This window comes from Streptomyces ochraceiscleroticus (assembly GCF_000720485.1).
GTDB lineage: Bacteria > Actinomycetota > Actinomycetes > Streptomycetales > Streptomycetaceae > Streptomyces > Streptomyces ochraceiscleroticus.
Map to the genome: position 1 here is coordinate 63,341 of NZ_JOAX01000023.1, position 25,811 is coordinate 89,151.

At 70.3% G+C, this 25,811-nt stretch carries 21 protein-coding genes and 2 tRNA genes; 12 read left to right on the top strand and 11 right to left on the bottom strand.

Annotated elements, in window-relative coordinates:
- Positions 1–15: 15 nt before the first annotated feature.
- Positions 16–1,443 (bottom strand): amino acid permease, encoded by a 1,428-nt coding sequence (locus tag IG84_RS0126275; RefSeq protein ID WP_031062192.1) that lies wholly within the window; start codon positions 1,441–1,443, stop codon positions 16–18.
- A gap of 301 nt (positions 1,444–1,744) precedes the next feature.
- Between IG84_RS0126275 and IG84_RS0126280 the strand changes: the two genes are divergently transcribed.
- Positions 1,745–2,344 (top strand): biotin transporter BioY, encoded by a 600-nt coding sequence (locus IG84_RS0126280; protein ID WP_031062193.1) that lies wholly within the window; start codon positions 1,745–1,747, stop codon positions 2,342–2,344.
- A 68-nt stretch (positions 2,345–2,412) separates the two neighbouring features.
- On the opposite strand, the gene IG84_RS0126285 is transcribed toward IG84_RS0126280, so the two are convergent.
- Positions 2,413–3,828 (bottom strand): amino acid permease, encoded by a 1,416-nt coding sequence (locus tag IG84_RS0126285; protein WP_031062195.1) that lies wholly within the window; start codon positions 3,826–3,828, stop codon positions 2,413–2,415.
- 215 nt (positions 3,829–4,043) lie between these two features.
- Here IG84_RS0126285 and IG84_RS0126290 point away from each other — a divergent pair, with 215 nt between their 5' ends.
- Positions 4,044–4,532, top strand: a complete 489-nt coding sequence (locus tag IG84_RS0126290; protein ID WP_031062197.1) for a ribose-5-phosphate isomerase — start codon at positions 4,044–4,046, stop codon at positions 4,530–4,532.
- 7 nt (positions 4,533–4,539) lie between these two features.
- Positions 4,540–5,349, top strand: coding sequence for an Fpg/Nei family DNA glycosylase (locus IG84_RS0126295; protein ID WP_031062199.1), 810 nt, complete (start codon positions 4,540–4,542; stop codon positions 5,347–5,349).
- A gap of 106 nt (positions 5,350–5,455) precedes the next feature.
- Here the strand turns inward: IG84_RS0126295 and IG84_RS0126300 are convergent, their stop codons facing one another.
- Positions 5,456–6,685: a GNAT family N-acetyltransferase gene (locus IG84_RS0126300; protein ID WP_031062201.1), complete on the bottom strand. Its 1,230-nt coding sequence runs from the start codon at positions 6,683–6,685 to the stop codon at positions 5,456–5,458.
- A gap of 127 nt (positions 6,686–6,812) precedes the next feature.
- Between IG84_RS0126300 and IG84_RS0126305 the strand changes: the two genes are divergently transcribed.
- A complete protein-coding gene (locus IG84_RS0126305; RefSeq protein WP_031062203.1) occupies positions 6,813–7,955 on the top strand; it encodes a PP2C family protein-serine/threonine phosphatase in 1,143 nt (380 codons plus the stop codon).
- Between the two features lie 99 nt (positions 7,956–8,054).
- Here the strand turns inward: IG84_RS0126305 and IG84_RS0126310 are convergent, their stop codons facing one another.
- Together IG84_RS0126310 and IG84_RS0126315 are read right to left on the bottom strand one after the other, a co-directional pair.
- The gene (locus IG84_RS0126310; RefSeq protein WP_031062205.1) at positions 8,055–9,251 is read right to left on the bottom strand and encodes a cation:proton antiporter; all 1,197 of its coding nucleotides are present in this window, start codon (positions 9,249–9,251) and stop codon (positions 8,055–8,057) included.
- A gap of 253 nt (positions 9,252–9,504) precedes the next feature.
- On the bottom strand, positions 9,505–10,683 hold the full coding sequence (locus IG84_RS0126315) for an acyltransferase family protein (RefSeq protein WP_031062207.1): 1,179 nt from the start codon (positions 10,681–10,683) through the stop codon (positions 9,505–9,507).
- Positions 10,684–11,243: 560 nt separating this feature from the next.
- Between IG84_RS0126315 and IG84_RS0126320 the strand changes: the two genes are divergently transcribed.
- Positions 11,244–11,438 (top strand): hypothetical protein, encoded by a 195-nt coding sequence (locus tag IG84_RS0126320; protein ID WP_031062209.1) that lies wholly within the window; start codon positions 11,244–11,246, stop codon positions 11,436–11,438.
- 81 nt (positions 11,439–11,519) lie between these two features.
- Here the strand turns inward: IG84_RS0126320 and IG84_RS0126325 are convergent, their stop codons facing one another.
- Entirely contained in the window at positions 11,520–11,888 is a 369-nt protein-coding gene (locus tag IG84_RS0126325) for an arsenate reductase family protein (RefSeq protein WP_031062211.1), read from the bottom strand.
- A gap of 120 nt (positions 11,889–12,008) precedes the next feature.
- Positions 12,009–12,082, bottom strand: a tRNA-Gly gene (locus tag IG84_RS0126330).
- 139 nt (positions 12,083–12,221) lie between these two features.
- Between IG84_RS0126330 and IG84_RS0126335 the strand changes: the two genes are divergently transcribed.
- The 5 genes from IG84_RS0126335 to clpX all read left to right on the top strand — a co-directional run bounded on the left by IG84_RS0126335 (position 12,222) and on the right by clpX (position 17,096).
- Positions 12,222–12,298: transfer RNA gene (locus IG84_RS0126335), tRNA-Pro, on the top strand.
- Between the two features lie 247 nt (positions 12,299–12,545).
- The gene (gene tig, locus IG84_RS0126340) at positions 12,546–13,958 is read left to right on the top strand and encodes a trigger factor (protein WP_031062213.1); all 1,413 of its coding nucleotides are present in this window, start codon (positions 12,546–12,548) and stop codon (positions 13,956–13,958) included.
- Positions 13,959–14,303: 345 nt separating this feature from the next.
- On the top strand, positions 14,304–14,906 hold the full coding sequence (locus IG84_RS0126345) for an ATP-dependent Clp protease proteolytic subunit (RefSeq protein WP_031062215.1): 603 nt from the start codon (positions 14,304–14,306) through the stop codon (positions 14,904–14,906).
- Positions 14,907–14,964: 58 nt separating this feature from the next.
- Positions 14,965–15,630, top strand: coding sequence for an ATP-dependent Clp protease proteolytic subunit (locus IG84_RS0126350; protein ID WP_037800896.1), 666 nt, complete (start codon positions 14,965–14,967; stop codon positions 15,628–15,630).
- 176 nt (positions 15,631–15,806) lie between these two features.
- Positions 15,807–17,096 (top strand): ATP-dependent Clp protease ATP-binding subunit ClpX, encoded by a 1,290-nt coding sequence (gene clpX, locus IG84_RS0126355; RefSeq protein ID WP_030249684.1) that lies wholly within the window; start codon positions 15,807–15,809, stop codon positions 17,094–17,096.
- Positions 17,097–17,182: 86 nt separating this feature from the next.
- Here clpX and IG84_RS0126360 read toward each other — a convergent pair whose 3' ends face one another.
- Positions 17,183–18,166 (bottom strand): hypothetical protein, encoded by a 984-nt coding sequence (locus IG84_RS0126360; RefSeq protein WP_031062217.1) that lies wholly within the window; start codon positions 18,164–18,166, stop codon positions 17,183–17,185.
- A 140-nt stretch (positions 18,167–18,306) separates the two neighbouring features.
- Between IG84_RS0126360 and IG84_RS0126365 the strand changes: the two genes are divergently transcribed.
- Both IG84_RS0126365 and IG84_RS0126370 read left to right on the top strand, forming a co-directional pair.
- The gene (locus IG84_RS0126365) at positions 18,307–20,943 is read left to right on the top strand and encodes a valine--tRNA ligase (RefSeq protein ID WP_031062219.1); all 2,637 of its coding nucleotides are present in this window, start codon (positions 18,307–18,309) and stop codon (positions 20,941–20,943) included.
- A 160-nt stretch (positions 20,944–21,103) separates the two neighbouring features.
- Positions 21,104–22,549, top strand: a complete 1,446-nt coding sequence (locus IG84_RS0126370) for a peptidoglycan D,D-transpeptidase FtsI family protein (protein WP_031062220.1) — start codon at positions 21,104–21,106, stop codon at positions 22,547–22,549.
- Here the strand turns inward: IG84_RS0126370 and IG84_RS0126375 are convergent.
- The 3 genes from IG84_RS0126375 to IG84_RS0126385 are packed head-to-tail and all read right to left on the bottom strand — an operon-like array spanning position 22,546 to position 25,754.
- Positions 22,546–24,063, bottom strand: a complete 1,518-nt coding sequence (locus IG84_RS0126375; RefSeq protein WP_063761855.1) for an SLC5/6 family protein — start codon at positions 24,061–24,063, stop codon at positions 22,546–22,548. The two genes, IG84_RS0126370 and IG84_RS0126375, sit on opposite strands and share 4 nt — an antisense overlap.
- On the bottom strand, positions 24,060–24,275 hold the full coding sequence (locus IG84_RS38225; protein ID WP_037800897.1) for a DUF3311 domain-containing protein: 216 nt from the start codon (positions 24,273–24,275) through the stop codon (positions 24,060–24,062). Before IG84_RS38225 ends, IG84_RS0126375 begins: the two co-directional genes overlap by 4 nt.
- A 57-nt stretch (positions 24,276–24,332) precedes the next feature.
- Positions 24,333–25,754, bottom strand: a complete 1,422-nt coding sequence (locus tag IG84_RS0126385; protein ID WP_031062224.1) for an amidase — start codon at positions 25,752–25,754, stop codon at positions 24,333–24,335.
- Positions 25,755–25,811: the final 57 nt, after the last annotated feature.

The following is a 25,811-nucleotide window of genomic DNA, read 5'->3' on the forward strand; positions in this document are numbered from 1 at the left end:
ACCCGCGGGCGTCGGTCACGCCGCTGCCCGGCGCCGGTCCCGCACCTCGCGCGCGCCCGCGATCAGCAGTACCAGCGCGGTCGCCCCGGCCGACCACAGCAGCTGCGGGCGGGCCGTCGCGTCGGTCAGCATCAGCACGATCACGGCCGTCATGCCGGCCAGCGCCACCCAGGTCAGCCACGGGAAACCCCACATACGGAGCGTGAGCTTCGCGGGCGCCTCGCGCTCCAGCCGACGGCGCAGCCGAAGCTGCGAGACGGCGATCAGGCCCCAGACGAAGAGCAGTACCGCACCGACCGCGTTGAGCAAGTACAGGAAGACCGAATCCGGCCACTTCAGATTGAGCAGGACCGAGATGAAGCCGAAGGCGACCGAGGCCAGCACGGCCCGGCGCGGCACTCCGCCGCCCGACACCTTCAGCAGCCCGCGCGGCGCCTCGCCCCGCTCGGCCAGCGAGAACACCATCCGCGAGGAGCCGTAGAGGTTGGCGTTCAGCGCGGACAGCAGCGCCACGAAGACCACCACGTTCATGATCTGGCCCGCGCCCGGCACCCCCAGCCGGTCCAGCACCGCCACGTACGGGCTCTTGCCCGGCTCGATCGAGGACCAGGGGAGCAGGGTGACGATGACCAGCATCGAGCCGACGTAGAAGAACAGGATCCGCCAGACCGCGCTGCGCACCGCGCGCCCCACCGCGCGCGCCGGGTCGTCGGACTCGGCCGCCGCGATCGTCACGACCTCCAGGCCGCCGAACGCGAACACCACGGCCAGCACCCCGGAGACCACCCCGGACCAGCCGTTGGGCAGGAAACCGCCGTCACCGGTGAGGTGCGCCAGGCCCACCGGGTCACCGTCGTACGTACCGGAGGACGGCAGTACCCCGAAGATCGCCAGCAGTCCCAGGACGAGGAAGAGCACGATCGCGCCGACCTTGAGCGTGGCGAACCAGAACTCGAACTCGCCGAAGTTGCGGACCGCGGCGAGGTTGGCGCCCGTGAAGAAGAGCATGAAGATCAGCACCCAGCCCCACTGCGGGACCGCCGGCACCCAGCCGTTGGCGATCTGTGCCGCGCCGGTCGCCTCGACGGCGAGCACGACCACGAGCATGAACCAGTACAGCCAGCCCACGCTGAACCCCGCCCAGCGGCCCAGCGCCCGCTCCGCGTGCACCGAGAACGCGCCCGAGGCGGGCATCGCCGAGGACATCTCGCCCAGCATCCGCATGATCAGCATCGCCAGCGCGCCCGCGATCAGATACGAGAGCGCGATGCCGGGACCCGCCACCTTGATGCCGGCGCCGGAGCCCACGAACAGGCCCGCGCCGATCACGCCGCCCAGGCCCAGCATCGTCAGATGACGCTGTTTCAGTCCGCCGGACAGGGGTTCGCCGCTGTCCGCGCCACCGGTCGGGCCGGTGCCGGAGGTGGTCGGTGCGTCGTGCATTCGCTCGTACTCTCACAGGAGACGTTGGGGGGACTCCACAGTGTCCCCGGCCGGGCAGCACTAGCACAAAATGCCCGCACGGTCGGCCGGTCGGCCGTGACGAGCATCACGTGACCTGGAGAAACGGCCAATCGGCCGGTCCCCGGGCGGACGTGGGAGAAGTGCGGAAGCCGCCAAGTGCGGTGTGACGCGTTTGTCGCCGTCGCACGATGATCAGTGGGCCGCCGCTGGTCTAGATTCAAAGCGCTGTTCGAAGCATGCTTCGCACTGGTCCTGTTGTCTCTCACCCCGGGGAGTCCCGATGAGCCTTGCCGCCGCCTCCAGCCGCCCGGGCGCGGTCCTCGCCGACCTGCTGCCCGCCGCCACCGCTCCGCGCGCCCGCGTCCGTGACGCCGCGCTGGTGCTCGGCGGTGCCGCGCTCACCGGCGTCGCCGCCCAGATCGCCGTGCCGGTGCCGGGCTCGCCGGTGCCGGTGACCGCCCAGACCTTCGCCGCGCTGCTTGTCGGCGCCTCGCTCGGCGCCGGCCGCGGCTTCCTTTCGCTCGCGCTGTACGCGCTGGTCGGCATGGCCGGTGTGCCGTGGTTCGCCGGTGCCCAGGCCGGTGCGGGCGGTGCGTCCTTCGGGTACGTCCTCGGCATGCTGCTGGCCGCGACCGTGGTGGGCGCGCTGGCCCGGCGCGGCGGGGACCGCGGGGTGCTGCGCACCGCCGGCACGATGCTGGTCGGCGAGGCGCTGATCTACGCGATCGGCGTGCCGTACCTGGCGATGGCCACCGGCATGTCGCTGGGGGAGGCCGTCGCGGCCGGGCTGGTGCCGTTCCTGATCGGGGACGCGGTGAAGGCGGTGCTCGCCATGGGTGCGCTTCCGACGGCCTGGAAGCTGGTCGGGCGGCGCGGCTGAGCGCTTTCGCGTACGCGACGGGCCCCGCACCCCTCTGGGGGTGCGGGGCCCGTGTGGTGTCCGGGGCGTCAGGCGCGGGCGCGGCGGCGGTCGCGGAGGACGCCTGCCAACAGGACCAGTGCGCCGACGAGTACGGACATGATCATCTGCTGGCGGCCCTCGGGGTTGTAGAACATGTAGCCCACGACGAAGACGATCAGGGCGATCGTCGCGTACGTGAGGTACGGGTACGCCCACATCCGTACGGTCAGCCGCTCCGGCATGTCGCGCTCGATCCGCCGGCGCATCCGGAGCTGCGAGAAGCAGATGACCAGCCAGACGAAGAGGGCGACCGCGCCGGAGGAGTTCAGCAGGAACTGGAAGACGGTGTCCTGCGCGACGTAGTTGAAGATCGTCGCGACGAACCCGAAGGCGACCGACGCCCAGATGGCGACCGACGGGACGCCGCCCTTGTTGACGCGCGTGAAGGACTTCGGCGCGTCACCCCGCTCGCCGAGCGAGAAGGCCATCCGGGAGGCCGTGTAGAGGCCGGAGTTCAGGCAGGACAGCACGGCCGTCAGCACGACCACGTCCATGACCGTGCCCGCGTACGGAATGTCCAGCGACTGCAGGACGGCGACGTACGGGCTCTTCTCAACGGCCTTGTCGTTCCACGGCAGCAGCGTGACGATCACCGCGATCGAGCCGAGGTAGAAGATCGCGATGCGCCAGATGACGCTGTTGGTGGCCTTGCGGACCGCCTGCACCGGGTTGGGCGACTCGCTGGCCGCGAGGGTGACGATCTCGCTGCCCATGAAGGAGAAGACGACCAGCAGCATTCCGGAGAGGATCGCGCCCGGCCCGTGCGGCAGGAAGCCGCCGTGTCCGGTGAGGTTGGCCATGCCCACGGCCTCGTCGCCCGGCGGCAGCCCGAAGACGGCCAGCGCGCCCGCCACGATGAAGATCACGATCGCGGCGACCTTGATGCCGGCGAACCAGAACTCGAACTCGCCGAAGGAGCCGACGGATATCAGGTTCGTACCGGTCAGCACGATCATCACCAGCAGGGCCCAGGCCCACTGCGGGACGGCCGGGACCCAGTCGGTGAGGATCGCGGCCGCGGCGGTCGCCTCGACGGCCAGCACGACCGACCAGAAGAACCAGTACAGCCAGCCGATGGTGAAGCCCGCCCAGCGGCCCAGCGCCTGGTCGGCGTAGGCGGAGAAGGAGCCGGAGGTGGGGGAGGCGGCGGCCATCTCGCCGAGCATCCGCATCACGAGGACGACCAGCAGGCCGGTCAGCGCGTACGAGAGGAGGATGCCGGGCCCGGCGGCCGCGATGCCGGCGCCGGAGCCGACGAAGAGGCCGGCGCCGATCACCCCGCCGATGGCGATCATCGACAGATGGCGGTTCTTGAGCCCTGCCTGCAGGCCCTCCGACGACCGGCCGTCGGCGGGGTCACCGGTGGCCGGCTTGGCGGTCGTGGTCGGCGGGTGCGCGCCCATGTGCACCGTCCTTGTAATGGTTCATGGATATGTCGAGCCCCTGGATGAGATCTTCGGGAGCCCGTCGAGGGGAAGAGCTGAATCCGGATCGTTAACGTCTTCGTGTGTTTGTACGACGTACACATGTACGAGACGTAACGCCGGAGTTTCGTCACGCGGACTCATAGGGAGACCCAACGGCGGCTACCCGGACCCCGCCGTGTCACACTCGTCGCATGCGCGTGTACCTCGGCTCCGATCATGCCGGTTTCGAACTGAAGAACCACCTCGTCGAGTGGCTGAAGGCCCATGGCCACGAGCCCGTCGACTGTGGTCCGCACATCTACGACGCCCAGGACGACTACCCGCCGTTCTGCCTCCGGGCCGCGGAGAAGACCGCCGCCGACCCGGAAGCGCTCGGCGTCGTGATCGGCGGCTCTGGCAACGGCGAGCAGATCGCCGCCAACAAGGTCAAGGGCGTGCGGGCCGTGCTGGCCTGGAGCGAGGAGACCGCCAAGCTCGGGCGTGAGCACAACAACGCCAACGTGATCTCCGTCGGCGGGCGGATGCACACCCAGGACGAGGCCACCAAGTTCGTCGAGGCGTTCCTCGCCACGCCGTACAGCAACGAGGAGCGGCACACCCGCCGCATCGACATGCTCTCCGCGTACGAGACCACCGGCGAGCTGCCCGCGATCCCGGCGCACCACCCGCAGCAGGACTGATCGCACGATGCCCGAGGGGCACACGATCCACCGGCTGGCCGCCGACCACTTCGAGAGGTTCGGCGGCCGGGCCGTGCGTGCGGCCAGCCCGCAGGGGAAGTTCGCCGACGGCGCCGCGCTGGTCGACGGGCAGGTCCTGGAGGCCGCCGAGGCGCACGGCAAGCACCTCTTCCTCGGCTTCGCCGCGACCGGCTGGGTCCACATCCACCTCGGGCTCTTCGGCAAGCTCGGCTTCGGTACGACGCCGGCGCCGCCGCCCACCGACACGGTGCGGCTGCGGCTGCTGAACGAGCGGCACTACGCCGATCTGCGCGGACCCACGGCCTGTGCGCTGGTCACCGACGCCGACAAGCAGGCGATACACGACCGGCTCGGCCCCGACCCGCTGCGCGCCGACGACGACGGGGAGCGGGCCTGGCGGCGCATCTCCCGCAGCCGTACGTCGGTGGCCGCGCTGCTGATGGACCAGAAGATCATCGCCGGCGTCGGCAACGTCTACCGCGCCGAGGTCCTCTTCCGGCACGGAATCGACCCGTACCGCCTAGGCCGCGATCTGACGCGCTCCGAATGGGACGCGATCTGGTCGGACTTGGTCGTCCTCATGCGCGAGGGCGTCCGCAACAACCGCATCGACACGGTGCGGCCGGAACACGAGCCCGAGGCCATGGGCCGCCCGCCGCGCGTCGACGACCACGGCGGCGAGGTGTACGTCTACCGCCGCGCCGCGCAGCCGTGCCATCTCTGCGGCACGGATGTCCGCACGGCGGAGCTGGCGGCCCGGAACCTGTTCTGGTGTCCCGGCTGCCAGACGCGCTGACGCGCCCGTCCGTCCGCTCCCGGCTGCGGGAGTCGTGCACGGGGCTCTGCCCCGGACCCCGGTCCTCAATCGCCGGACGGGCTTGATTTTGGCGGGTGCGAGCTCCTCAGAACCCGTGCGGCAGCCACGGCGCCACATCGGAGCCGAAGGCTCCGGACGTCTCCGCCAGCGCCCCCGGGCGCAGCTCGCGGACCCGGCCCGCCGCCGCCAGGGCGCTGAGCCGCGTATCACCCAGATACGCCGCACCCAACTCCCGTACGGACAGCGCCAGATCCGCCGCGTCCGTCGTCCGCTCGCAGGACGCCCCCTTCGCGTCGCCGGTCAGCCGCCACCGCCCCTGGTTCCACGGGCAGAACGTGTCCTCGACGTCCAGGACGACGTCGACCGGCGCCGCGTACGTGCGCCCCGCGAGCGCGGCGCCCACCTCCACCGGGCGGAGGAACAGCCCGTCCCGCACCCGCACCTCGCACCGCCGCAGGTCGGAGACCATCTGCAGCAACGGCTCGTCGACCGGGCGGTTGTGGCTGACCAGGGCGGACGTCAGGTCGATGTCGAGCAGATAGCGCCACAGCGCCGCGCGCACGACCGGGTCCAGCGCCTCGATGTCGCGCAGCTTGACCGTGCCGTCCGGGCCGCGCGGGCTCCACTCCGCCTTGACCGCGTACCGCGCGTACCCGCGCACCTCGCCGGCCACCTCCGCCAGCACGCACAGCAGTTCCCCCGTGCCCTCCCGGTCGGCGGGCGGGTCCAGCAGCGGCAGCCGCTCCCAGCCGGGCTGCCGGGCGAGCATCCCGGGGCGCTCGGCGGCCACCGCCGCGTACACCCGCTCGCAGTCGGCCACCGCCTCGGCGAGCGGTACGAGCCGCAGCCGTACGCCGTCCGTGCCGTCCGGGAGCGTCAGTGCGACCCGTTTCGTCTCCACCCGCAGCGCGGCCTGGCGGGTGGCCATGCCGTATCCGAACCGGCCGTAGATCACCGGTTCGGACGCGGTCAGTACGGCGAGCGGCTCCTCCCGGCGGCGTACGTCGGCGAGCTGCTGCCGCATCATCTCCGTCAGCAGCCCCCGCCGCCGGTGCGTCGGCTGCACGCTGACCATCGTGACGCCGGCCGCGGGCAACTGCGCACCGCCCGGCACGGTCATCCGGAAGGAGAACGCGCCCGCCGTGCCCACCACTTCGGACCCGTCCCACACCCCGATCGACCGGTCCACCTCGGTGAGGTCCCGGTACAGCGCGCGCTCCTCGGGAGCCTCGGGCGTGCCCCCGAAGGCGCGCTCCAACTTGCCGTACCAGCCGTCCCATTCGGCCGCGCGCAGCGTCCGTAGCTGTGTCGTCATACGCCATGCGTAGCAGGCGGCGACTCGCGGACGCGACTGGATTTCGAACACATTTTCCTGGCAATTGCCCTCGGCGGGGTGCCGCGAATCGACGCGCCGCCAAAGGGGTGGATATGGTCTCGGGGCAATGGCGAGCGGCGCGGCAGCGGAGACCCTGACGGCCCGGGTGCGCAAGGCGATGCACCGGGCTCGCATCGGCGTGCGCAAGGCCATGGTCGACTACTTCCGCGGCGACGGCTCCGACTGGGTCGCGCTGGCCGCCCTGCTGATCTCCGTACCGGCCATCACCGGCGGCACCGTCTGGCACCCCGACTGGATCGCCCCGGCGGCCCTGGTCCTGCCCATCGTCGCGGGCGGCCTGCTGCTGCGCCCCGCCAGCCTGCTGGCCCTGTACGGCACGGCGGCGGTGGCCCTGATCGTGGAGGCCGCGGTCCTCGGCCCGTACGAGCAGGGCCCGGACCGGATCACACCCGGCACGGTCCTGGTGGTCGCCGCCGTGGGCCTCTTCGGACTGCTGATCGCACAGTTCCGCAGCCGGGTGGGCGTCCCGTGGCGGCGCGGCGGCACCATGCTCTTCGACCTGCGCGAACGCATCCGCGTACAGAGCGCGCTGCCGCAGCTCCCGCCCGGCTGGCACCGCGAGATGTCGCTGCGCCCGGCCGGCGGCCAGTCCTTCTCCGGCGACTTCGTCGTCGCCTCGCGCACCCACGGCGGCCACATCCTGGAGGTCGTCCTCACGGACGTCTCCGGCAAGGGCATGGACGCCGCGTCCCGCGCGCTGCTGCTCTCGGGCGCGTTCGGCGGCCTGCTCGGGTCGCTGCCGCCGCACGGCTTCCTCCCCGCGGCCAACGGCTATCTGCTCCGCCAGGACTGGAGCGAGGGCTTCGCGACCGCCATCCACCTCGTACTGGACCTGGAGTCCGGGGACTACGAGCTGTTCTCCGCCGGACATCCGCCGGCCCTGCAGCTCAGCGCGGGCAGCGGCCGCTGGGAGGAGAAGGCGGCCGAGGGCCCGCTGCTCGGCATCATGGACGGCGCCCACTTCGACCCGATCAAGGGCACGCTGCGCCCGGGCGACGTGCTGATGCTCTTCACCGACGGGCTGGTCGAGGCGTCCGACCGGGACATCGCCGAGGGCATCGACCGGCTCACCGGCGAGGCCGACCGCTATGTGACCGCCGGTTTCGCCGGTGCCGCCTGGCATCTGATCGAGGCGGTCGCCAAGGACGTGCACGACGACCGCGCGCTGCTGCTGATCTGCCGGGACTGACGGCTCGCGGGTGCGGCCCGGTGCGACCCGGTGTGGCCCGGTGTGGCCCGGTGTGGCCCGGTGCGGGCCCGCATGCGCAGGCCCGCACCCGCACCGTGGTCAGGCGCCCTGCCCGACCCCCACCGGCTCCGCCTCCGCCGGGGCCCGTGCGGGCCGCGCCGCACGCCCCGGCAGGACGCGCGCCAGCCAGTTCGCGCGCCCCGCGGCGAGCGGTCCCAGTACCGCCAGGATCAGCACGTACCCCGCGATGAACGGCGACAGCCGCTCGTCCAGCCCGGCCGTCGCGGCCATCGTCGCGAGGATCAGCGCGAACTCGCCGCGGGCCAGCAGCGACGTGGCGATGTTCGCGGCGGGCCGCGGCCCGAACCGGTACAGCCGCGCGACGACGATCCCCGCGAGGACGTTCATCAGCAGCGTCACCGCGACCGCCGCCAGGACCGGCCACAGCACCGTCGGCAGGTCGCCCGGGGCGATGGACAGCCCGAAGGCGAAGAAGAAGATCGCGCCGAACGCGTCCCGCAGCGGATGCACCAGCTCCCGTATGCGCGCGCCGGAGCTCGTGCTGCCCAGCATCAGGCCGACCATGAACGCGCCGATCGCGTCGGCCACGCCGAACCACTCCGAGACCCCGGCCACCAGCACGGCGGCGCCGAGAAAGGAGATCACCAGGAGTTCGTTGTCGCGGGTGGCGATCAGGCGGCCGATCAGCTTCGTGCCCCAGCGGGCCGCCGCCGCGAGCAGCAGCAGGAAGCCGAACGCCTTGCCGGCGTCCCCGACGGCGGCGGCCATCGAGTCGGCGCCGGAGATCACCGGCTGCAGGGCGGCCAGGTACAGGGCGAGGAAGATGTCCTCGACCACGATGATGCCGAGGATGGGGCGGGTCTCGGGGTTGCCGAGCCGGCCCAGGTCGACCAGGACCTTGGTGACGATCGCGGAGGACGAGATGCCGAGGACTCCGGCCAGTACCAGCGCCTCCGCCGTGCCCCAGCCGAGCGCGAAGCCGAAGCCGAGGCCCGCGCCGACGTTCAGCGCGAGATACGCGCCGCCCGCCAGGGCCATCTTGCGGCCGCCGGTCTTGAGGTCGTCCATGTGGAACTCGAGGCCCAGGTAGAAGAGCAGCAGCACCAGGCCGAGGAGGGAGAGCATCTCCAGGTCGTGCGGGTCGGCGACCAGGACGAGCCCCGGGGTGTTCGGGCCGAGGAGGATTCCGGCCAGGATGAAGAGGGGGATGGTCGGCAGGCCGATGCGGTTGCCGAGGCGGGCGAGGACGGCGGCGGCCAGGAAGGCACCGCCCATGGCGATGAGGGTCTCCGTGTGTCCGATGGCTCCTCCAGGGCTCGATGACGGGCAGGTGACGGGCAAGGGAGCGGAAAAAGAGTCAAGGATTGGTCAAGAAAGCACCAGTAGTTAGTTTACCAAATGATTACTGGAGTCCATCGGGCTGCGCCTCGGAGGTCCTCGGCCTGCGCCCGGAGCCCTGCGAGCGCACGAAAAAGGTGCGGGAGCGGCATCGCTGCCGCTCCCGCACCAAGACCTGCGTCCGAAGGCCCTACGTCGTCGTACTCGCCGTACCGCGCGCCCGCGCCGTCTCGGCCGGGTCCTTCTTGAACGCCCAGGCCATCCTCGGCTCCATCGCCCACCGGAAGGCCCGCTGCACCGGCGGTGTGCACAGCGCGGTGACCACGGCCCCCGCGATGAGGGTCACCGCGATCTCACCCAGCGGCGTGTGCAGCCACTGGTAGTCGTCGAACCAGCCCCAGAAACGCGAGCCCTTCGCCAGGAAGCCGTGCAGCAGATAGCCGTACAGGGTGCCGGCGCCCAGCACCGTGAACCACGTCTGCCGCTTCGGCACCCACGCGAAGAAGCAGGTCACCAGCACCGCCGAGCAGCCGAAGAGGGCCAGCGTCATCACCAGGCCCGACCACCAGGGCGCGCCCAGCTCCTGCGCGCTGTCGCGGTGGTAGAACCACGCCGAGGTCATCCGGGGCCCGGCCCAGTACGCCATCACCAGCGCCGACGCGAAGATCGGCAGCGAGGCCCACTTCACCGCGCGGCGCTGCGCCCACTGGAAGTGCTCGGGCTTCATGAAGAGCCCGATGACGAAGAACGGCAGGAACTGCAGGACGCGCTGGAGGTCCAGGTCGTCGCCGATGTCCGGCGAGACCGACGCCAGCATCGCGATGACCAGGGCCAGCGGGACGGGCCAGCGCACGACCTTCCACAGCGGCGTGGTGAGCCGCCAGATGAACAGCGCGACCAGGAACCAGGTCAGGAACCACGGGTCCAGCAGGCTGATCGGCTGCCCCGGATCGTCGTCGGCCCAGCGCTTGAAGAACGTGTACGCGACCTCGAAGAGCACGTACGGCACCGCGACGCCGGTGACCAGCCGCTGCAGCCGGTCCTTGCGCATGTCGAAACTGCGCGAGAAGTAGCCGGAGATGATGATGAACGCCGGCATGTGAAACGTGTAGACGACCATGTAGAGCGCTTCCGCGGCACGGCTGCCGTCGGTCAGCGGCTCCCAGGCGTGGCCCATCGCGACCAGCACGATCGCCAGGTACTTGGCGTTGTCGAAGAAAGGATCACGGGCCTTCTTCTGCGCTGCGGCAGGACCGGCCGGCTTCCCGGCCGGCGCGCCAGGGGTGGCCGTCTTCTCGGCCGGAGGTGCGGCCGTGGCGGTCGATTCCTTGGCCGGGGGGAGCGGGGTTCGCTGATCGCCGTGGAACATCTGAGGCACCTTAGTGGTGAACCGGAGATTGCGTAAAACCGTCTTCTTATTTCTCGGCTATTTCTGCAGCTACCCGCGGAGATGTTGGGTAGGCGAGAAGATCCGGCCGTTCTCGGGCCGGCCGCCCGCAGGCTCCTGGGTGCCCGTTCTGTACGGAATCATCCCGACTAATCGGGGCATAGGCGCCGCGAACGTCCCGGAGGGAATGTCCTACTCTGCGGTGGTCCGTTCGGGTGGTACGGCTCACGAAAACCTGTTCCCGGAATTCGAATTCACGGGCGTGAGATGGGCATACGCGCGGCAGCGGAATCCCGCCCCACGGAAATGATCAGGCCGAATCGGGGGTCGCCGCGGGACTGCTTCATTGCCCTGCGCGGGCCGGTGCCGGAGAGCTGACCGGAAGGCATAGGGGCACGGGAAGTGCGTAAACCCTTGGCCGATGATTCGTCACTCGTCTCCACCGGGAAGACAGTTGGTGGCACGATGGGTGCCGGCGGGGGTGTGCGCGGCTGCATGCTTCCAGGGCCGGTGTGGCATTCCGACCAAGGGGTTGATCAGTTGTGGAACTTTCGCTGTCTGTAGTGGTACTGCTTGCGATCATCCTCATTGTGCTGCTGCGCAACAAGACGCTGAAGTGGGGGCCGGCGATCGTCGCGATCCTCTTCGGCTTCTTCCTCGCGTCCACCGGTATCGCCCCGTCCGTGAACCGGTTCTTCGTCTCCGTGGCGGACACGATCAACAACATATCCTTCTGACCTGCGCGTACCACGGCACCGGACCGGCTCCCCGCGGCCCGGCGCCGCTCGCCCTGTAGGGCTCGCTCCGTACGCGCGCGCTCAGCGCCCGCCGCGGTCCAGCGCGTCCCGTACGGCGTCCTCGCTGCGGCCCACCACGGCACTGCCGTCGTCCGCGGTGATGATCGGCCGCTGGATCAGCTTCGGATGCGCGGCCAGCGCCTCGATCCAGCGCTCCCGCGCGTCCGCGGTCCGCTCCCACTCCTTCAGGCCCAGCTCCTTGGCCGCGGCCTCCTGCGTACGCGTGATGTCCCACGGCTCCAGCCCGAGCCGCTCCAGTACGGCCCGCAGCTCCGCCGCGCTCGGCGGGTCCTCCAGGTAGCGGCGCACGGTGTACTGCGCGCCCTCCTCGTCCAGCAGCTCCACGGCGGACCGGCACTTCGAACACGCGGGGTTGACCCAGATCTCCATGCGCGCAGCCTAGCCAGCCGGCCCGCCCGCGCACGCCCCCCGAGCGGGCCGCCACCGCGTACCCCCGGATACGCCGAAGGCCCGGCCGCGCTGTCCTGCGCGCGGCCGGGCCTTCGGTCGTGGAGCGGGCGACGGGAATCGAACCCGCGTAGCTAGTTTGGAAGACTAGGGCTCTACCATTGAGCTACGCCCGCATGCGCCGTGGACCGTCGAGCGGCCTCCGGCACGGTGAGCATCGTAGCGGGTCGGGGCGGTCCGCCGCACACCCCACTCGTCCCTCGGATAACTGGCAGCCGTATGGCCTGCGGCCATGTACCCTACGTGTCGCACCGACGGGGTGTGGCGCAGCTTGGTAGCGCGTCCGCTTTGGGAGCGGAAGGTCGTCGGTTCGAATCCGGCCACCCCGACCATCATGCGGCTTTCCAGCCATCCTCATGATCGCATCACCAGCCTTGCCCGGCCTGCCCGGACGAGCGTTCCCAAGATCGCATTGTGGGGCGCGTCGTGCTTGCGGTTACTATGCAAGCTGCGCGTCCGTGTGCCCTCTTTTTCAGGTCTACCGGGCGCGATCCGCCGGGCCCGATACGCCACGCGCGTCTCGAAGGCCGGGGGATCTTCCAGCAGAACCCCAGAAGTCAGCCCCAAGGAGACCGAACCGTGAAGAGCGCCGTGGAGACCCTGAACCCGACCCGGGTTCGGCTCACTGTCGAGGTGCCCTTCGAGGAGCTCAAGCCCAGCCTCGACGCGGCGTACAAGAAGATCAACCAGCAGGTCACGGTGAAGGGCTTCCGCCAGGGCAAGATCCCGGCCCGCGTGATCGACCAGCGGTTCGGCCGCGGTGCGGTGCTGGAGGAGGCCGTCAACGACGCGCTCCCGAAGTTCTACACCGAGGCGGTCAACGAGGGTGAGCTCAACGTCCTCGGCCAGCCCGAGGTGGACATCACCGAGCTGAAGGACGGCGAGCTGCTGGCCTTCACCGCCGAGGTGGACATCCGCCCGGCCCTGGAGATCCCGGACTACTCCGGCATCGAGGTCGAGGTCGACGCCATCGAGGTGTCGGACGAGGACGTCGAGAAGTCGGTCGAGCAGCTCCGTGAGCGCTTCGCCTCCACCTCCGCCGTCGAGCGCGCCGCCGCCGAGGGCGACGTCGTGACGATCGACCTGCAGGCCAAGGTCGACGGCGAGGTCCTGGAGGACGGCGTCGCCGAGGGCGTCAGCTACACCATCGGCTCCGGCGAGCTGCTGGACGGCATCGACGACGCCGTCACCGGCCTCGAGGCCGGCGGCGAGGCCACCTTCACCTCCGAGCTCAAGGGCGGCTCCGCCGCGGGCAAGGAGTCCGAGGTCACGGTCAAGGTGACCGAGGTCAAGGCCAAGGAACTGCCCGCCCTGGACGACGACTTCGCGCAGCTCGCGAGCGAGTTCGACACCCTTGACGAGCTCAAGGACGACAGCCGCAAGCGCCTCGCGCAGATGAAGAAGTACGACCAGGCCACCCAGGCCCAGGAGAAGGTCCTGGAGGAGCTGCTCAAGCTCGTCGAGGTCCCGATCCCCGAGAAGCTGCTCGCGGACGAGATCGAGACCCGCAAGCACAACCTCGTGAACCACCAGCTCGGCCAGATGGGCCTCGACCTCGCCAAGTACCTGGAGATCCAGGGCAAGAGCGAGGAGGAGTTCGACGCCGAGACCAAGGAGCAGGCCGAGAAGGGCATCAAGACCCAGTTCGTCCTCGACGAGCTGGTCAACAAGGAGAAGCTGAACGTCAGCCAGGAGGAGCTCACCGAGCACCTCATGCGCCGCGCGCAGTCCTCCGGCATGTCCCCCGACCAGTTCGCGCAGGCCGTCGTCGAGGGCGGCCAGGTGCCGATGCTCGTCGGTGAGGTCGCCCGCGGCAAGGCCCTCGCGGTCGTCGTCGAGGCCGCCACGGTCAAGGACACCAACGGTGAGGTCGTCGACCTGGACGACGAGGACGAGACCGCCGAGACCGTCGAGGCCGCCGAGTCCGTCGAGGAGGCCACCGCCGAGGCCGCCGAGGCCAAGGACGAGCAGGCCGAGGACGAGACCAAGTAAGTCCCGCGGCCGGTTCCGACCGGCCGGGGCGGCTCCCGCAGCCGCCGCAGCACGTCGGCGTACGGGCCCGGACCACGCACACGCGCGTGGTCCGGGCCCGTCGTGTACCGGCGTGTCCCCCGGGCCCCGGCAGCCCCCGGGCACCTGCGCTCAGAGCGAACAGTTCTCGATGCGGGATGGCGCCCGCCGACCAGCGCGTTAGGGTCCGTAGATACGTGGGCAGGGGACTTTCCGACACCGCGCCGGGGCACCAACACGGCGCCGGGTCCCGCGCCCCAGACGACGACGCTGAGACGGTCCTGAAAAGCCGTCCGACAACGAGCAGGTGGACACGTGACGATCCCGATGCCTTCCGCCGCCGCTGAGCCGACCTTCGGTGGCCTCGGCGACCAGGTCTACAACCGGCTGCTCGGCGAGCGGATCATCTTCCTCGGCCAGCCGGTCGACGACGACATCGCCAACAAGATCACCGCGCAGCTGCTCCTCCTGGCCGCCGAGCCGGAGAAGGACATCTTCCTCTACATCAACTCCCCGGGCGGCTCGATCTCGGCCGGCATGGCGATCTACGACACCATGCAGTACATCAAGAACGACGTGGTCACGATCGCCATGGGCCTCGCGGCCTCGATGGGCCAGTTCCTGCTGAGTGCCGGCACCCCGGGCAAGCGCTTCGCGCTGCCGAACGCCGAGATCCTCATCCACCAGCCCTCCGCGGGCCTGGCGGGCTCCGCGTCGGACATCAAGATCCACGCCGAGCGGCTGCTGCACACCAAGAAGCGGATGGCGGAGCTGACCGCCTTCCACACCGGCCAGACCGTCGAGCAGATCACCCGCGACTCCGACCGCGACCGCTGGTTCTCGGCCGACGAGGCCAAGGCGTACGGCCTCATCGACGACGTCATGGGCTCCGCCGCCGGCGTCCCGGGCGGGGGCGGCACCGGCGCCTGACGGCCCGGACCACTCAACCCCGCAGCCGACCCCAGCCCACTTGATCGCCACCAGGACGGTGAACACCCAGATGAACAACTTCTCCGGCAGCGGCCTGTACGAGGGCCCTCAGGCCGAGTCGCGCTACATCGTTCCGCGCTTCGTGGAGCGCACCTCGCAGGGCGTCCGGGAGTACGACCCGTACGCGAAGCTCTTCGAGGAGCGCGTGATCTTCCTCGGCGTGCAGATCGACGACGCGTCCGCCAACGACGTCATGGCGCAGCTCCTGTGCCTGGAGTCGATGGACCCCGACCGCGACATCTCGATTTACATCAACTCGCCCGGCGGCTCCTTCACGGCGCTCACCGCGATCTACGACACGATGCAGTTCGTGAAGCCGGACATCCAGACCGTGTGCATGGGCCAGGCGGCCTCCGCCGCCGCCGTGCTGCTCGCGGCCGGCACCCCCGGCAAGCGGATGGCGCTGCCCAACGCCCGCATCCTGATCCACCAGCCGTACAGCGAGACCGGTCGCGGTCAGGTCTCCGACCTGGAGATCGCCGCCAACGAGATTCTGCGCATGCGCACGCAGCTCGAGGAGATGCTGGCCAAGCACTCCACCACGCCGATCGAGAAGATCCGCGACGACATTGAGCGCGACAAGATTCTTACGGCCGAGGAGTCCCTCGCGTACGGTCTTGTGGACCAGATCGTGTCGACCCGGAAGAGTTCCGTTTCGGTTTGACCGTTCGATTGATCGCGCTGGTCGCGACTTGAGCCGGAGTGGCTCCCCCTTGTACCGAGTCGGCCGAGTCGGTTCAAGGGGGGCCCGCAGCGGGGGCCCGGCAAGGTACCGTCGATTAGGCAAGCACCCGGGTCCGTTGAGAGCAATGCGGATCCCAGGCGAAGGGGAAGCACCTCGTGGCACGCATCGGTGACGGCGGCGACCTGCTCAAGTGCTCGTTCTGCGGGAAGAGCCAGAAGCAGGTGAAGAAGCTCATCGCGGGTCCTGGTGTGTACATCTGCGACGAGTGCATCGACCTCTGCAACGAAATCATCGAGGAGGAGCTCGCCGAGACCTCCGAGGTGCGTTGGGAGGAACTGCCCAAGCCCCGGGAGATCTACGAGTTCCTGGAGGGCTACGTCGTAGGCCAGGAGGCCGCGAAGAAGGCGCTCTCGGTCGCCGTCTACAACCACTACAAGCGGGTGCAGGCGGGCGAGAACGGCGGAGCGCGCGGCAACGACGAGGGCATCGAACTGTCCAAGTCCAACATCCTGCTGCTCGGCCCGACCGGCTCCGGCAAGACGCTGCTCGCGCAGACGCTCGCCCGGATGCTGAACGTCCCGTTCGCCATCGCCGACGCGACGGCGCTGACGGAGGCGGGGTACGTCGGCGAGGACGTGGAGAACATCCTCCTCAAGCTCATCCAGGCCGCCGACTACGACGTCAAGAAGGCCGAGACGGGCATCATCTACATCGACGAGATCGACAAGGTCGCCCGCAAGAGCGAGAACCCGTCGATCACCCGCGATGTCTCCGGCGAGGGCGTCCAGCAGGCCCTGCTGAAGATCCTGGAGGGCACCACCGCCTCGGTCCCCCCGCAGGGCGGCCGCAAGCACCCGCACCAGGAATTCATCCAGATCGACACGACGAACGTGCTGTTCATCGTGGGCGGCGCGTTCGCGGGCCTGGAGAAGATCATCGAGTCCCGGGCCGGCGCCAAGGGCATCGGCTTCGGCGCGACGATCCGCTCCAAGCGCGAGATCGAGTCCAAGGACCAGTTCCAGGAGGTCATGCCGGAGGACCTGGTGAAGTTCGGGATGATCCCCGAGTTCATCGGCCGTCTCCCCGTGATCACCTCGGTGCACAACCTCGACCGCGAGGCGCTCCTGCAGATCCTGATGGAGCCGAAGAACGCGCTGGTCAAGCAGTACCAGCGGCTCTTCGAACTGGACGGGGTCGAGCTCGACTTCGACCGCCCGGCGCTGGAGGCCATCGCCGACCAGGCGATCCTGCGCGGCACGGGCGCCCGTGGTCTGCGCGCGATCATGGAAGAGGTGCTCCAGTCGGTGATGTACGAGGTGCCGTCCCGCAAGGACGTGGCCCGCGTCGTCATCACCGAGGAGGCCGTTCACTCGAACGTGAACCCGACGCTGGTCCCGCGCAACCGCGGCGGCGAGTCGGGCGAGCACCACGAGAAGAGCGCCTAGCCCGCACCAGGCAGACGAGAGGGGGCTCCCGGCACCGGCCGGGAGCCCCCTCTCGTGTCACCGCTCCGAGGGTGTGAGCCGCGAGGTCACTTCTTGACGCGGATGTCCTTGCGTACCTTGCCGAGCAGGTCGGCGGCGGACTCCAGGTCGCGCGCCGTGTTCTTCTCGCCCGGCATGACGACGCCGAAGGTGCTGTAGTCGGCCCAGGCGCAGATCGGCACCTCCGAGACCTCGCCCGGCTTCGGCTCCTTGGCCTTGGCCGTCTGGCACTTCACCAGCGCACCCTCGCCGCCCTCGGGCGTGAACTCCTCGGGCGTGCCGACCAGTTCGGCGTCGCTGCCGTCCTTGGTGGCCTGCTTCTGCATGTACAGGAAGAAGGCGTCCAGGGCCGTGCCCGGGTCCTTCATCGTGCCGTAGGAGCCCTGCAGCACCAGCCCGTTCTTGGGCTCGAGACCGGGCGCGTACACGCCCTGCACCGAGGTCGGGTCCGTCATCGGCAGGTTCTTCGACATGCCGTCCGCGCCGGCGGAGGTCCGCCCCGAGCCCGGCACCAGCTTGTACCCGGCCGCCGTGCCCGGCGTCGTGAGCTTGTGCGGGCCGTCGTTCTCCAGGCCGCCGCCACCGCCGAAGACGGCGATCGCGCCGCCCGCGATCGCGGCCACGACCACGACCGCGCCGACGATCAGGGCGATCTTCTTGCCCTTGCCGCTGCCGCTGCCGCCGTCGGGCTGGGGCGGGACCTGGCCGTACTGCGGCTGCTGCCCGTAGGCGGCCTGCTGCGGGAACTGGCCGGGCTGCTGCTGGCCGTAAGGCGCCTGCTGCTGGCCGTACGGGGCCTGCGGCTGACCGTACGGCGCCTGCTGTCCGTAAGGCTGCTGCTGAGGGGCCTGCGGGGGCTGGCCGTACGGCGCCTGGGGCTGACCGCCGTAACCCTGCTGCGGAGGCACCGGGGCGCCCTGCTGCGGGTAGCCGTAACCCGGCTGCGGGCCCTGCGGCGGCTGCGGCTGACCGTACGGTCCCGGCTGCTGAGGCTGCCCGTACGGGCCGGGTGGCGGCTGGTTGTAGCTCATGGAGCGGTTTCCCCTCGTGACAACAGAACAACGGACAGCTTTATGCGTTGCTCACATCCTGTACGACACCAGGCGTCACTGATGCCCCGGGGGCCAAACCGATTCGAGACTGCTACATGCGCGCCCGTACACTGAGCGTCGTGACCGAGACACCTCAGAAGAGCCCTGCTTCCGGGCCGAACAGCACCCCCGCAGAACTGCCGACCCAGTACGCGCCGGCCGACGTAGAGGGGCCGCTGTACGAGCGCTGGGTAGAGCGCGGCTACTTCGAGGCCCACGCGAAGAGCGACAAGCCGGCTCACACGATCGTGATCCCGCCGCCGAACGTCACGGGTTCACTCCACCTCGGCCACGCCTTCCAGCACACGCTGATGGACGCCCTCACCCGCCGCAAGCGCATGCAGGGCTTCGAGGCGCTGTGGCTGCCCGGCATGGACCACGCCGGCATCGCCACCCAGAACAAGGTCGAGCAGCAGCTCGCCGAGGAGGGCAAGTCCCGCCACGACCTCGGCCGCGAGGCGTTCGTCGACCGCGTGTGGCAGTGGAAGGAAGAGTACGGCGGCAAGATCCTCGGCCAGATGCGCCGCCTCGGCGACGGCGTCGACTGGTCCCGCGAGCGCTTCACGATGGACGAGGGCCTCTCCAAGGCCGTCCAGACCATCTTCAAGCGGCTCTACGAGGACGAGCTGATCTACCGCGCCGAGCGCATCATCAACTGGTGCCCGCGCTGCCTGACCGCCATCTCCGACATCGAGGTGGAGTACCAGGAGGACGACGGCGAGCTCGTCTCCATCCAGTACGGCGAGGGCGAGGAGACGCTCGTCGTCGCCACCACCCGCGCCGAGACGATGCTCGGTGACACCGCCGTCGCGGTGCACCCGGACGACGAGCGCTACGCCCACCTCGTCGGCAAGCGCATCAAGCTGCCGCTGACCGACCGCACCATCCCCGTCGTCGCGGACACCCACGTCGACCCGGAGTTCGGCACCGGCGCCGTCAAGGTGACCCCCGCCCACGACCCCAACGACTTCGCCATCGGCCAGCGCCACGGCCTGGAGTCGATGACCGTCATGGACGAGCGCGGCGTGATCACCGTGCACGGCCCCTTCGAGGGCCTGGACCGCTTCGAGGCGCGCTCCACGATCGTCGCCGCACTGCGCGAGCAGGGCCGCATCGTCGCCGAGAAGCGCCCGTACACCCACTCCGTGGGCCACTGCTCGCGCTGCAGCACCACGGTCGAGCCGCGGCTGTCCATGCAGTGGTGGGTCAAGGTCGGCCCGCTCGCGCAGGCCGCCGGTGACGCGGTCCGCGACGGCCGGGTGAAGATCCACCCCGAGGACATGTCGAAGCGCTACTTCGACTGGGTCGACAACATGCACGACTGGTGCATCTCGCGCCAGCTCTGGTGGGGCCACCGCATCCCGGTCTGGTACGGCCCCGAGGGCGAAGTCGTCTGCGTCGGCCCCGACGAGGAGCCGCCGAGCGGCGAGGGCTGGACCCAGGACACCGACGTCCTGGACACCTGGTTTTCCTCCGGCCTGTGGCCCTTCTCGACCCTCGGCTGGCCCGAGAAGACCCCGGACCTGGAGAAGTTCTACTCCACCGACGTCCTGGTCACCGGCCACGACATCATCTTCTTCTGGGTCGCCCGGATGATGATGTTCGGTCTGTACGCGATGGACGGCGAGGTGCCGTTCAAGACCATCGCGCTGACCGGCCTGGTCCGCGACGAGCGCGGCAAGAAGATGTCGAAGTCCTTCGGCAACGTCGTCGACCCGCTGGACTGGATGAACGAGTACGGCTCCGACGCCGTCCGCTTCACCCTCGCCCGCGGTGCCAACCCCGGTACGGACGTGCCGATCGGCGAGGACTGGGTCCAGGCGTCCCGGAACTTCGCCAACAAGATCTGGAACGCCACCCGCTTCGCGCTGATGAACGGCGCGACCGTCGAGGGCCCGCTCCCCGACCCGGCCGAGATGTCGGCGACGGACCGCTGGATCCTCTCCCGGCTGAACGCCACGGTCGTCGAGGTCGACGCGTACTACGACGACTTCCAGTTCGCGAAGCTCTCCGACGCGCTCTACCACTTCGCGTGGGACGAGGTCTTCGACTGGTACGTCGAGCTGTCCAAGACCACCTTCATGGGCGGCGGGCGTGCCGCCGAGGTCTCGGCCCGCGTCCTCGGCGAGGTCCTCGACGTCACCCTCCGCCTCCTCCACCCGATCGTGCCCTTCGTCACCGAAGCGCTGTGGACCACGCTCACCGGCAAGGAGTCCGTCGTCGTCGCCGACTGGCCCGCCGACAGCGGCTTCCGCGACCAGGGCGCCGAGAAGGAGATCGAGACGGTCCAGCAGGTCGTCACCGAGGTCCGCCGCTTCCGCTCCGACCAGGGCCTCCAGCCCGGCCAGCGGGTCCCGGCCCAGCTCGACCTCGCGGGCACCGCACTCGCGGCGCACGAGGCCGCGATGCGTTCGCTGCTCCGCCTGCAGCCCGCCGGTGACGACTTCGCCGCCACGGCTTCGCTGCCCGTGGCCGGCGCGACCGTGTCCCTGGACCTCTCCGGCGCGATCGACATCGAGGCCGAGCGCAAGCGCCTGGCCAAGGACCTCGCCGCCGCCGAGAAGGAGAAGGCGCAGGCCACCGGCAAGCTCGGCAACGAAGCGTTCCTCGCCAAGGCCCCCGAGAAGGTCGTGGACAAGATCCGCACCCGGCTGGAGACCGCCGAGGCGGACATCGTCCGCATCACCGCCCAGCTCGAGCGCCTGCCGAAGGGCTGACGCCCGGACCTGCCGAGGCCCCCGTCCGCTGCGGACGGGGGCCTCGCGCGTTGCCCGCACGGTCGGGGCCCCGCGTCGTCGGCACAAAGCGGGCCGATTGTCGGCATACGCGTACCGAATTCTCATCCCGCTCTCATCGAGCCGCGCGACGCTCGAAGCCATGAACAAACCCCTGCGACGCGTCTCCGTCTTCTGCATCGCCCTGGTCCTCGCCCTGATGGGCTGGGCCACCTGGATCCAGGGCGCGAAGGCGGACTCCCTCGCGGACGACGACCACAATCCGCGGGTCAACATAGAGAAGTACTCCCGCCCGCTCGGCAACATCCTCGTCGACGGCCACCCGGTGACCGGCTCCGCGCCGACCGACGGCACCCTCGCCTACAAGCGGACCTACACCGACGGCCCGCTGTACGCCCCGCTCACCGGCTACTCCTCCCAGATCTACGGCTCCACCCAGCTCGAGAACCTCTACGGCGACGTACTGGACGGCTCCGACAGTCGCCTGCAGTCCCCGGTGAACCTGGTCTCCCGCGAGCGGGCCAAGGGCGGCGACGTATCGACCACCCTCGACGCCAAGGTCCAGAAGGCCGGCTACGAAGCGCTCGGCAACAAGACCGGCGCCGCCGTCGCCCTCGACCCCGCCACCGGCCGCATCCTCGGCATGGTCTCCACCCCGTCCTACGACCCGGGGAAGTTCGCCGGGCAGTCCGGCGCCGGCCAGAAGGCATGGGCCGAGATGACCGGGGACAAGGACCAGCCGCACCTGAACCGCGCCCTGCGCCAGACCTATCCGCCCGGCTCCACCTTCAAGCTGGTGGTCGCCGCCGCCGCGCTGGAGAACGGCCTGTACTCCTCGGTGGACGAGCGCACCGACAGCCCCAACCCCTACCGGCTGCCGAACACCCGCACCGACCTGACCAACGAGAACGCCGCCGCGCCCTGCGAGAATGCCACGATCCGCACCGCGCTCCAGTACTCCTGCAACAACGTCTTCGGCAAGCTCGCCGCCGACCTGGGCGAGAAGAAGGTCAAGGAGCAGGCGGAGAAGTTCGGCTTCAACGACGCGAAGATCGACGTCCCGGTCCGCGCGGGCAAGAGCATCTACCCCTCGGGCATGGACTCCGCGCAGACCGCGCTGTCGGGCATCGGCCAGTTCGACGACCAGGCCACCCCGCTGCAGATGGCCATGGTCGTCTCGGCGATCGCGGGCGGCGGCGAGCTGAAGACCCCGTACGAGGTCGACAAGATCACCGACGGCGGCGGCAATACGGTTCAGCAGTACTCGCCGAAGACGTACAAGACCGCGATGTCGAAGCAGAACGCCGAACAGCTCCAGTCCGCCATGCAGACCGTCGTCGAGAAGGGCACCGGCTCCGGCGCCAAGATCGGCGGACTCACGGTCGGCGGCAAGACCGGCACCGCCCAGCACGGCGTGGACAACAGCGGCATGCCCTACGCCTGGTTCGTCTCCTACGCCGAGGACGCCCAGGGCCACCAGGTCGCCGTGGCGACGGTCGTCGAGGACAGCGACGCGGCCCGCAGCGATATCTCAGGCGGAGGGCTGGCCGGGCCCGTGGCGAAGGCGATGATGGACGCGGCGCTTTAGCTGCGGGCAATCGTGCCGCTGGGCGATGGGGGTCCCCCCTGCTCGAGCGGAGCCGAGAGCTTGGGGGAGGGTGGGCGCAGCGGCACCCCATCGGCGGGGAGCCGTCCTGCGCCACCCGCACCCCCGCGCCACAGCACCTGCACCCCCACGGTGACCACAACGTTCGGTACCAGCGACAGCAACCCGGCATCGACCGTGCCGATGTCCACCCCGCCGAACGTCAGCCACCCCAGCGTCACCACCCCGGCGACGATCCCGAGCAGCGCAGGCACGGCCCCCAGCCGGTTACGCCGCGCCAACGCGGCCACCGTCGCCGGGGCGAGCTGCGCCAGCCCGCCATACGTGAGCAGCAGCAGATTCGCCAACAGCGCAGGCCGCGCCAGCCCCAGTACCAGCGCCAGACCGGACGCAAGCAGCACGCACACGTGATTGACCCGCATCGTCGTGCGCGCGCTACGCGCAGGAAGCAGATTGCGCGACACCAGCGTGGAGATCCCGAGCAGCAGCGCGGCCGACGGCACCATCGCCGTCGCCGCCGCGGCCACCGCGACCACGCCCACCAGCCAGCCCGGCAGCGCGCCCCCGGCCACCGTGAGCAGCGCGGCCTTGCTGTCCGTACCGGGCTTCAGGGTCAGCGCCCCGGCGAAGCCGACCACGACCGGCACGGCGATGGCGACCTGGTACAGCGGCAGCCAGATGTAATTGCGGCGCAGCGCCCGGGAACTGCTCGCGGACAGGATCGCCGACCACAGGTGGGGCATCGTGTTCAGCCCCGCGCCGATCGCGCTGATCAGCATCGCCGTGGTGAACCACGTCGCGTCGGTGGCGCCGCCGTGCAGTGTCAGCAGGTCCGGACGGCTCTCCCGTACGGCGGTGAACAGGCCCCCGAGGCCGCCGTCGAGCCCGATCGGCACGGCGATCAGCAGGATCAGCAGCGCCAGCACCATGAGGACGTCCTTGAAGTACGCGGCACGCGCGATGCCCCGGAGCCCCGACCACAGGACGAAGCCGACGGTGAGCACCGTCGCCAGGATCATCGAGCCGGTCGCCCCCGACTCGCTGCCGGTGGCCAGCTGCACGATCAGCCCGAGTCCGGTGATCTGCAACTGCAGGTACGGCAGCAGGAAGACGGCCCCCACCACCGCGACGACCTTGCCCAGCAGCGGACTGTTGAACCGGTCGGCGAAGAAGTCCGCCTGCGTGAGGTACCCGTTCTCCTTGCCGAGCCGCCACAGCCGCGGCCCGGTCAGGTACTGCCCGATCAGACAGAGGGAGAGATACCCCAGCGCATAGGTGGCGGCGACCCCGTCACTGAAGGCCAGCCCGGCCAGCCCCAGGAAGCTGAACGTCGTGAATGACTCGCCGGCCTGCAGGAACCACATCGTCACGGCACCGAAGCGACGCCCGCCGACGGCCCATTCGCCCAGGTCGTGCCCGGTATTGCGGCGCCCGGACAGGCCCACGGCGGCGATCGCGAGAATGCCGGCCAGGGTGACCGCCATGGTGGTGCTCATGCCGTGGCCTCCTCTTCGGCGTCCTCGGGGTGCGGGGCGCGCGCCTCGTAGAGGGCGAGCGCGACGGTGGTGCCCACCGTCCACAGCACGGCCCACACCAGGACGGCCGGCAGGCCCAGCCACAGCCGGTCGGTGTTGACGAAGGGCAGATACGGAGTGGCGAAGAACCCGGCCGTGGGCACGGCGAGGTACGCCAGATGACGCTGGCTCATGTCGGATCCCGGGGGAGGAGGGGAGGGGAACAGAACAGCGGTGTGGGGGAGTTGGGGTCAGCTGTGGGGGAGGGTGGGGCGGCGCAGGCCGTGGCCGGTGGCGGTCTCGTAGGCGTGCGCGGCGCGCAGGGCGGTCAGCTCGGCGCGGGGCGCGGCGACCACCTGCAGGCCGACCGGCAGCCCGCCGGGCGTGAATCCGGCCGGCACGGACAGCGCGGGCGTGCCCAGCACCGTGATGAAGTACGCCGAACGCATCCAGTCCAGGTACGAGTGCTGCTCCTGGCCCCCGACCACGGCCGGGTACTCCAGGTCCGCGTCGAAGGGCACGACCTGGCTGACGGGGGCGAGCAGCACGTCGTAACGGGAGAAGAAATCCGTCGCCGCCAGGTGGACGCGGGCGTGCGCGGCGGTGGCGCGGGCGAGGTCGGCGCCGGTCAGCTTCCGGCCCTCCTCGATGTTCCACACCAGGCTGGACTTGAGGGTGCCGGGGTGTGCGTCGAGCAGCTCGCCGAGCCCCTGGGCGAAGAGCTGCGCCCGCCGGGTACGGAAGACGTCCTCGGCGCCGTCCAGGTCCGGGCAGTCCTCGGTGACCCGGCAGCCCAGCTCCTCGAAGACGCGGAGCTGCGGCTCCAGTACGGCCGTGACCTCCGGGTCGACCGGCACCCGCCCGCCCAGGTCCGCCGTCCACGCGACCCGCAGCCCGCGCAGATCCGCCTCCAGCGGGGCGCGGAAGGGCGCGCCGGGGGTGTCCAGGGAGAGCGGGCAGCGCGGGTCGGGCCCGGCCATGACCGACAGCAGCAGCGCGGCGTCGGCGACGGTACGGCCCATCGGCCCGGCGACGGCCAGGGTGTCCCACGGGTCGCTCGCGGGATGGCTCGGCACCCGGCCCGGCGTCGGGCGCAGACCGACCACGTTGCAGAACGAGGCGGGATTCCGCAGCGACCCGCCCATGTCGCTCCCGTCGGCGATCGGGTGCAGCCCGGCGGCGAGCGCGGCGGCCGCACCGCCGCTGCTGCCGCCGGCCGAGCGCGTCGGGTCGTACGGGTTGCGGGTGGCCCCGAAGACCGGGTTGAAGGTGTGCGAACCGGCCGCGAACTCCGGGACGTTGGTCTTGCCGATACGGATCGCGCCGGCCGCCTGGATGCGCTCCACGAGGAGCTCGTCCTCGTCGGGCACATGGTCGGCGAAGAGCGGCGAACCGTGGGTGGTGCGCATCCCGCGGGTGAGGTGGGTGTCCTTGAAGGCGATCGGCAGGCCGTGCAGCGGGCCGGCTTCCTGGCCCCGCGCGAGACGGTCATCGGCGTCGCGCGCGGCGGCCAGCGCCCCCTCGGGATCGACCGTGACCACCGCGTTGATCTGCGGATTGACGTCATCGAGCCGGTCGAGGTGGGCCTGTACGACCTCCCGGGCCGACAACTCCCGCTTCCTGATCCTGGCAGCGAGCTCGGCGGCGGGCGCGTACGTGATCTCGTCAGTCATTGACCATCCGTCCTGGACTGGGCTGGATGAGCGCTCATCCTGCGACCACGTGCTGGA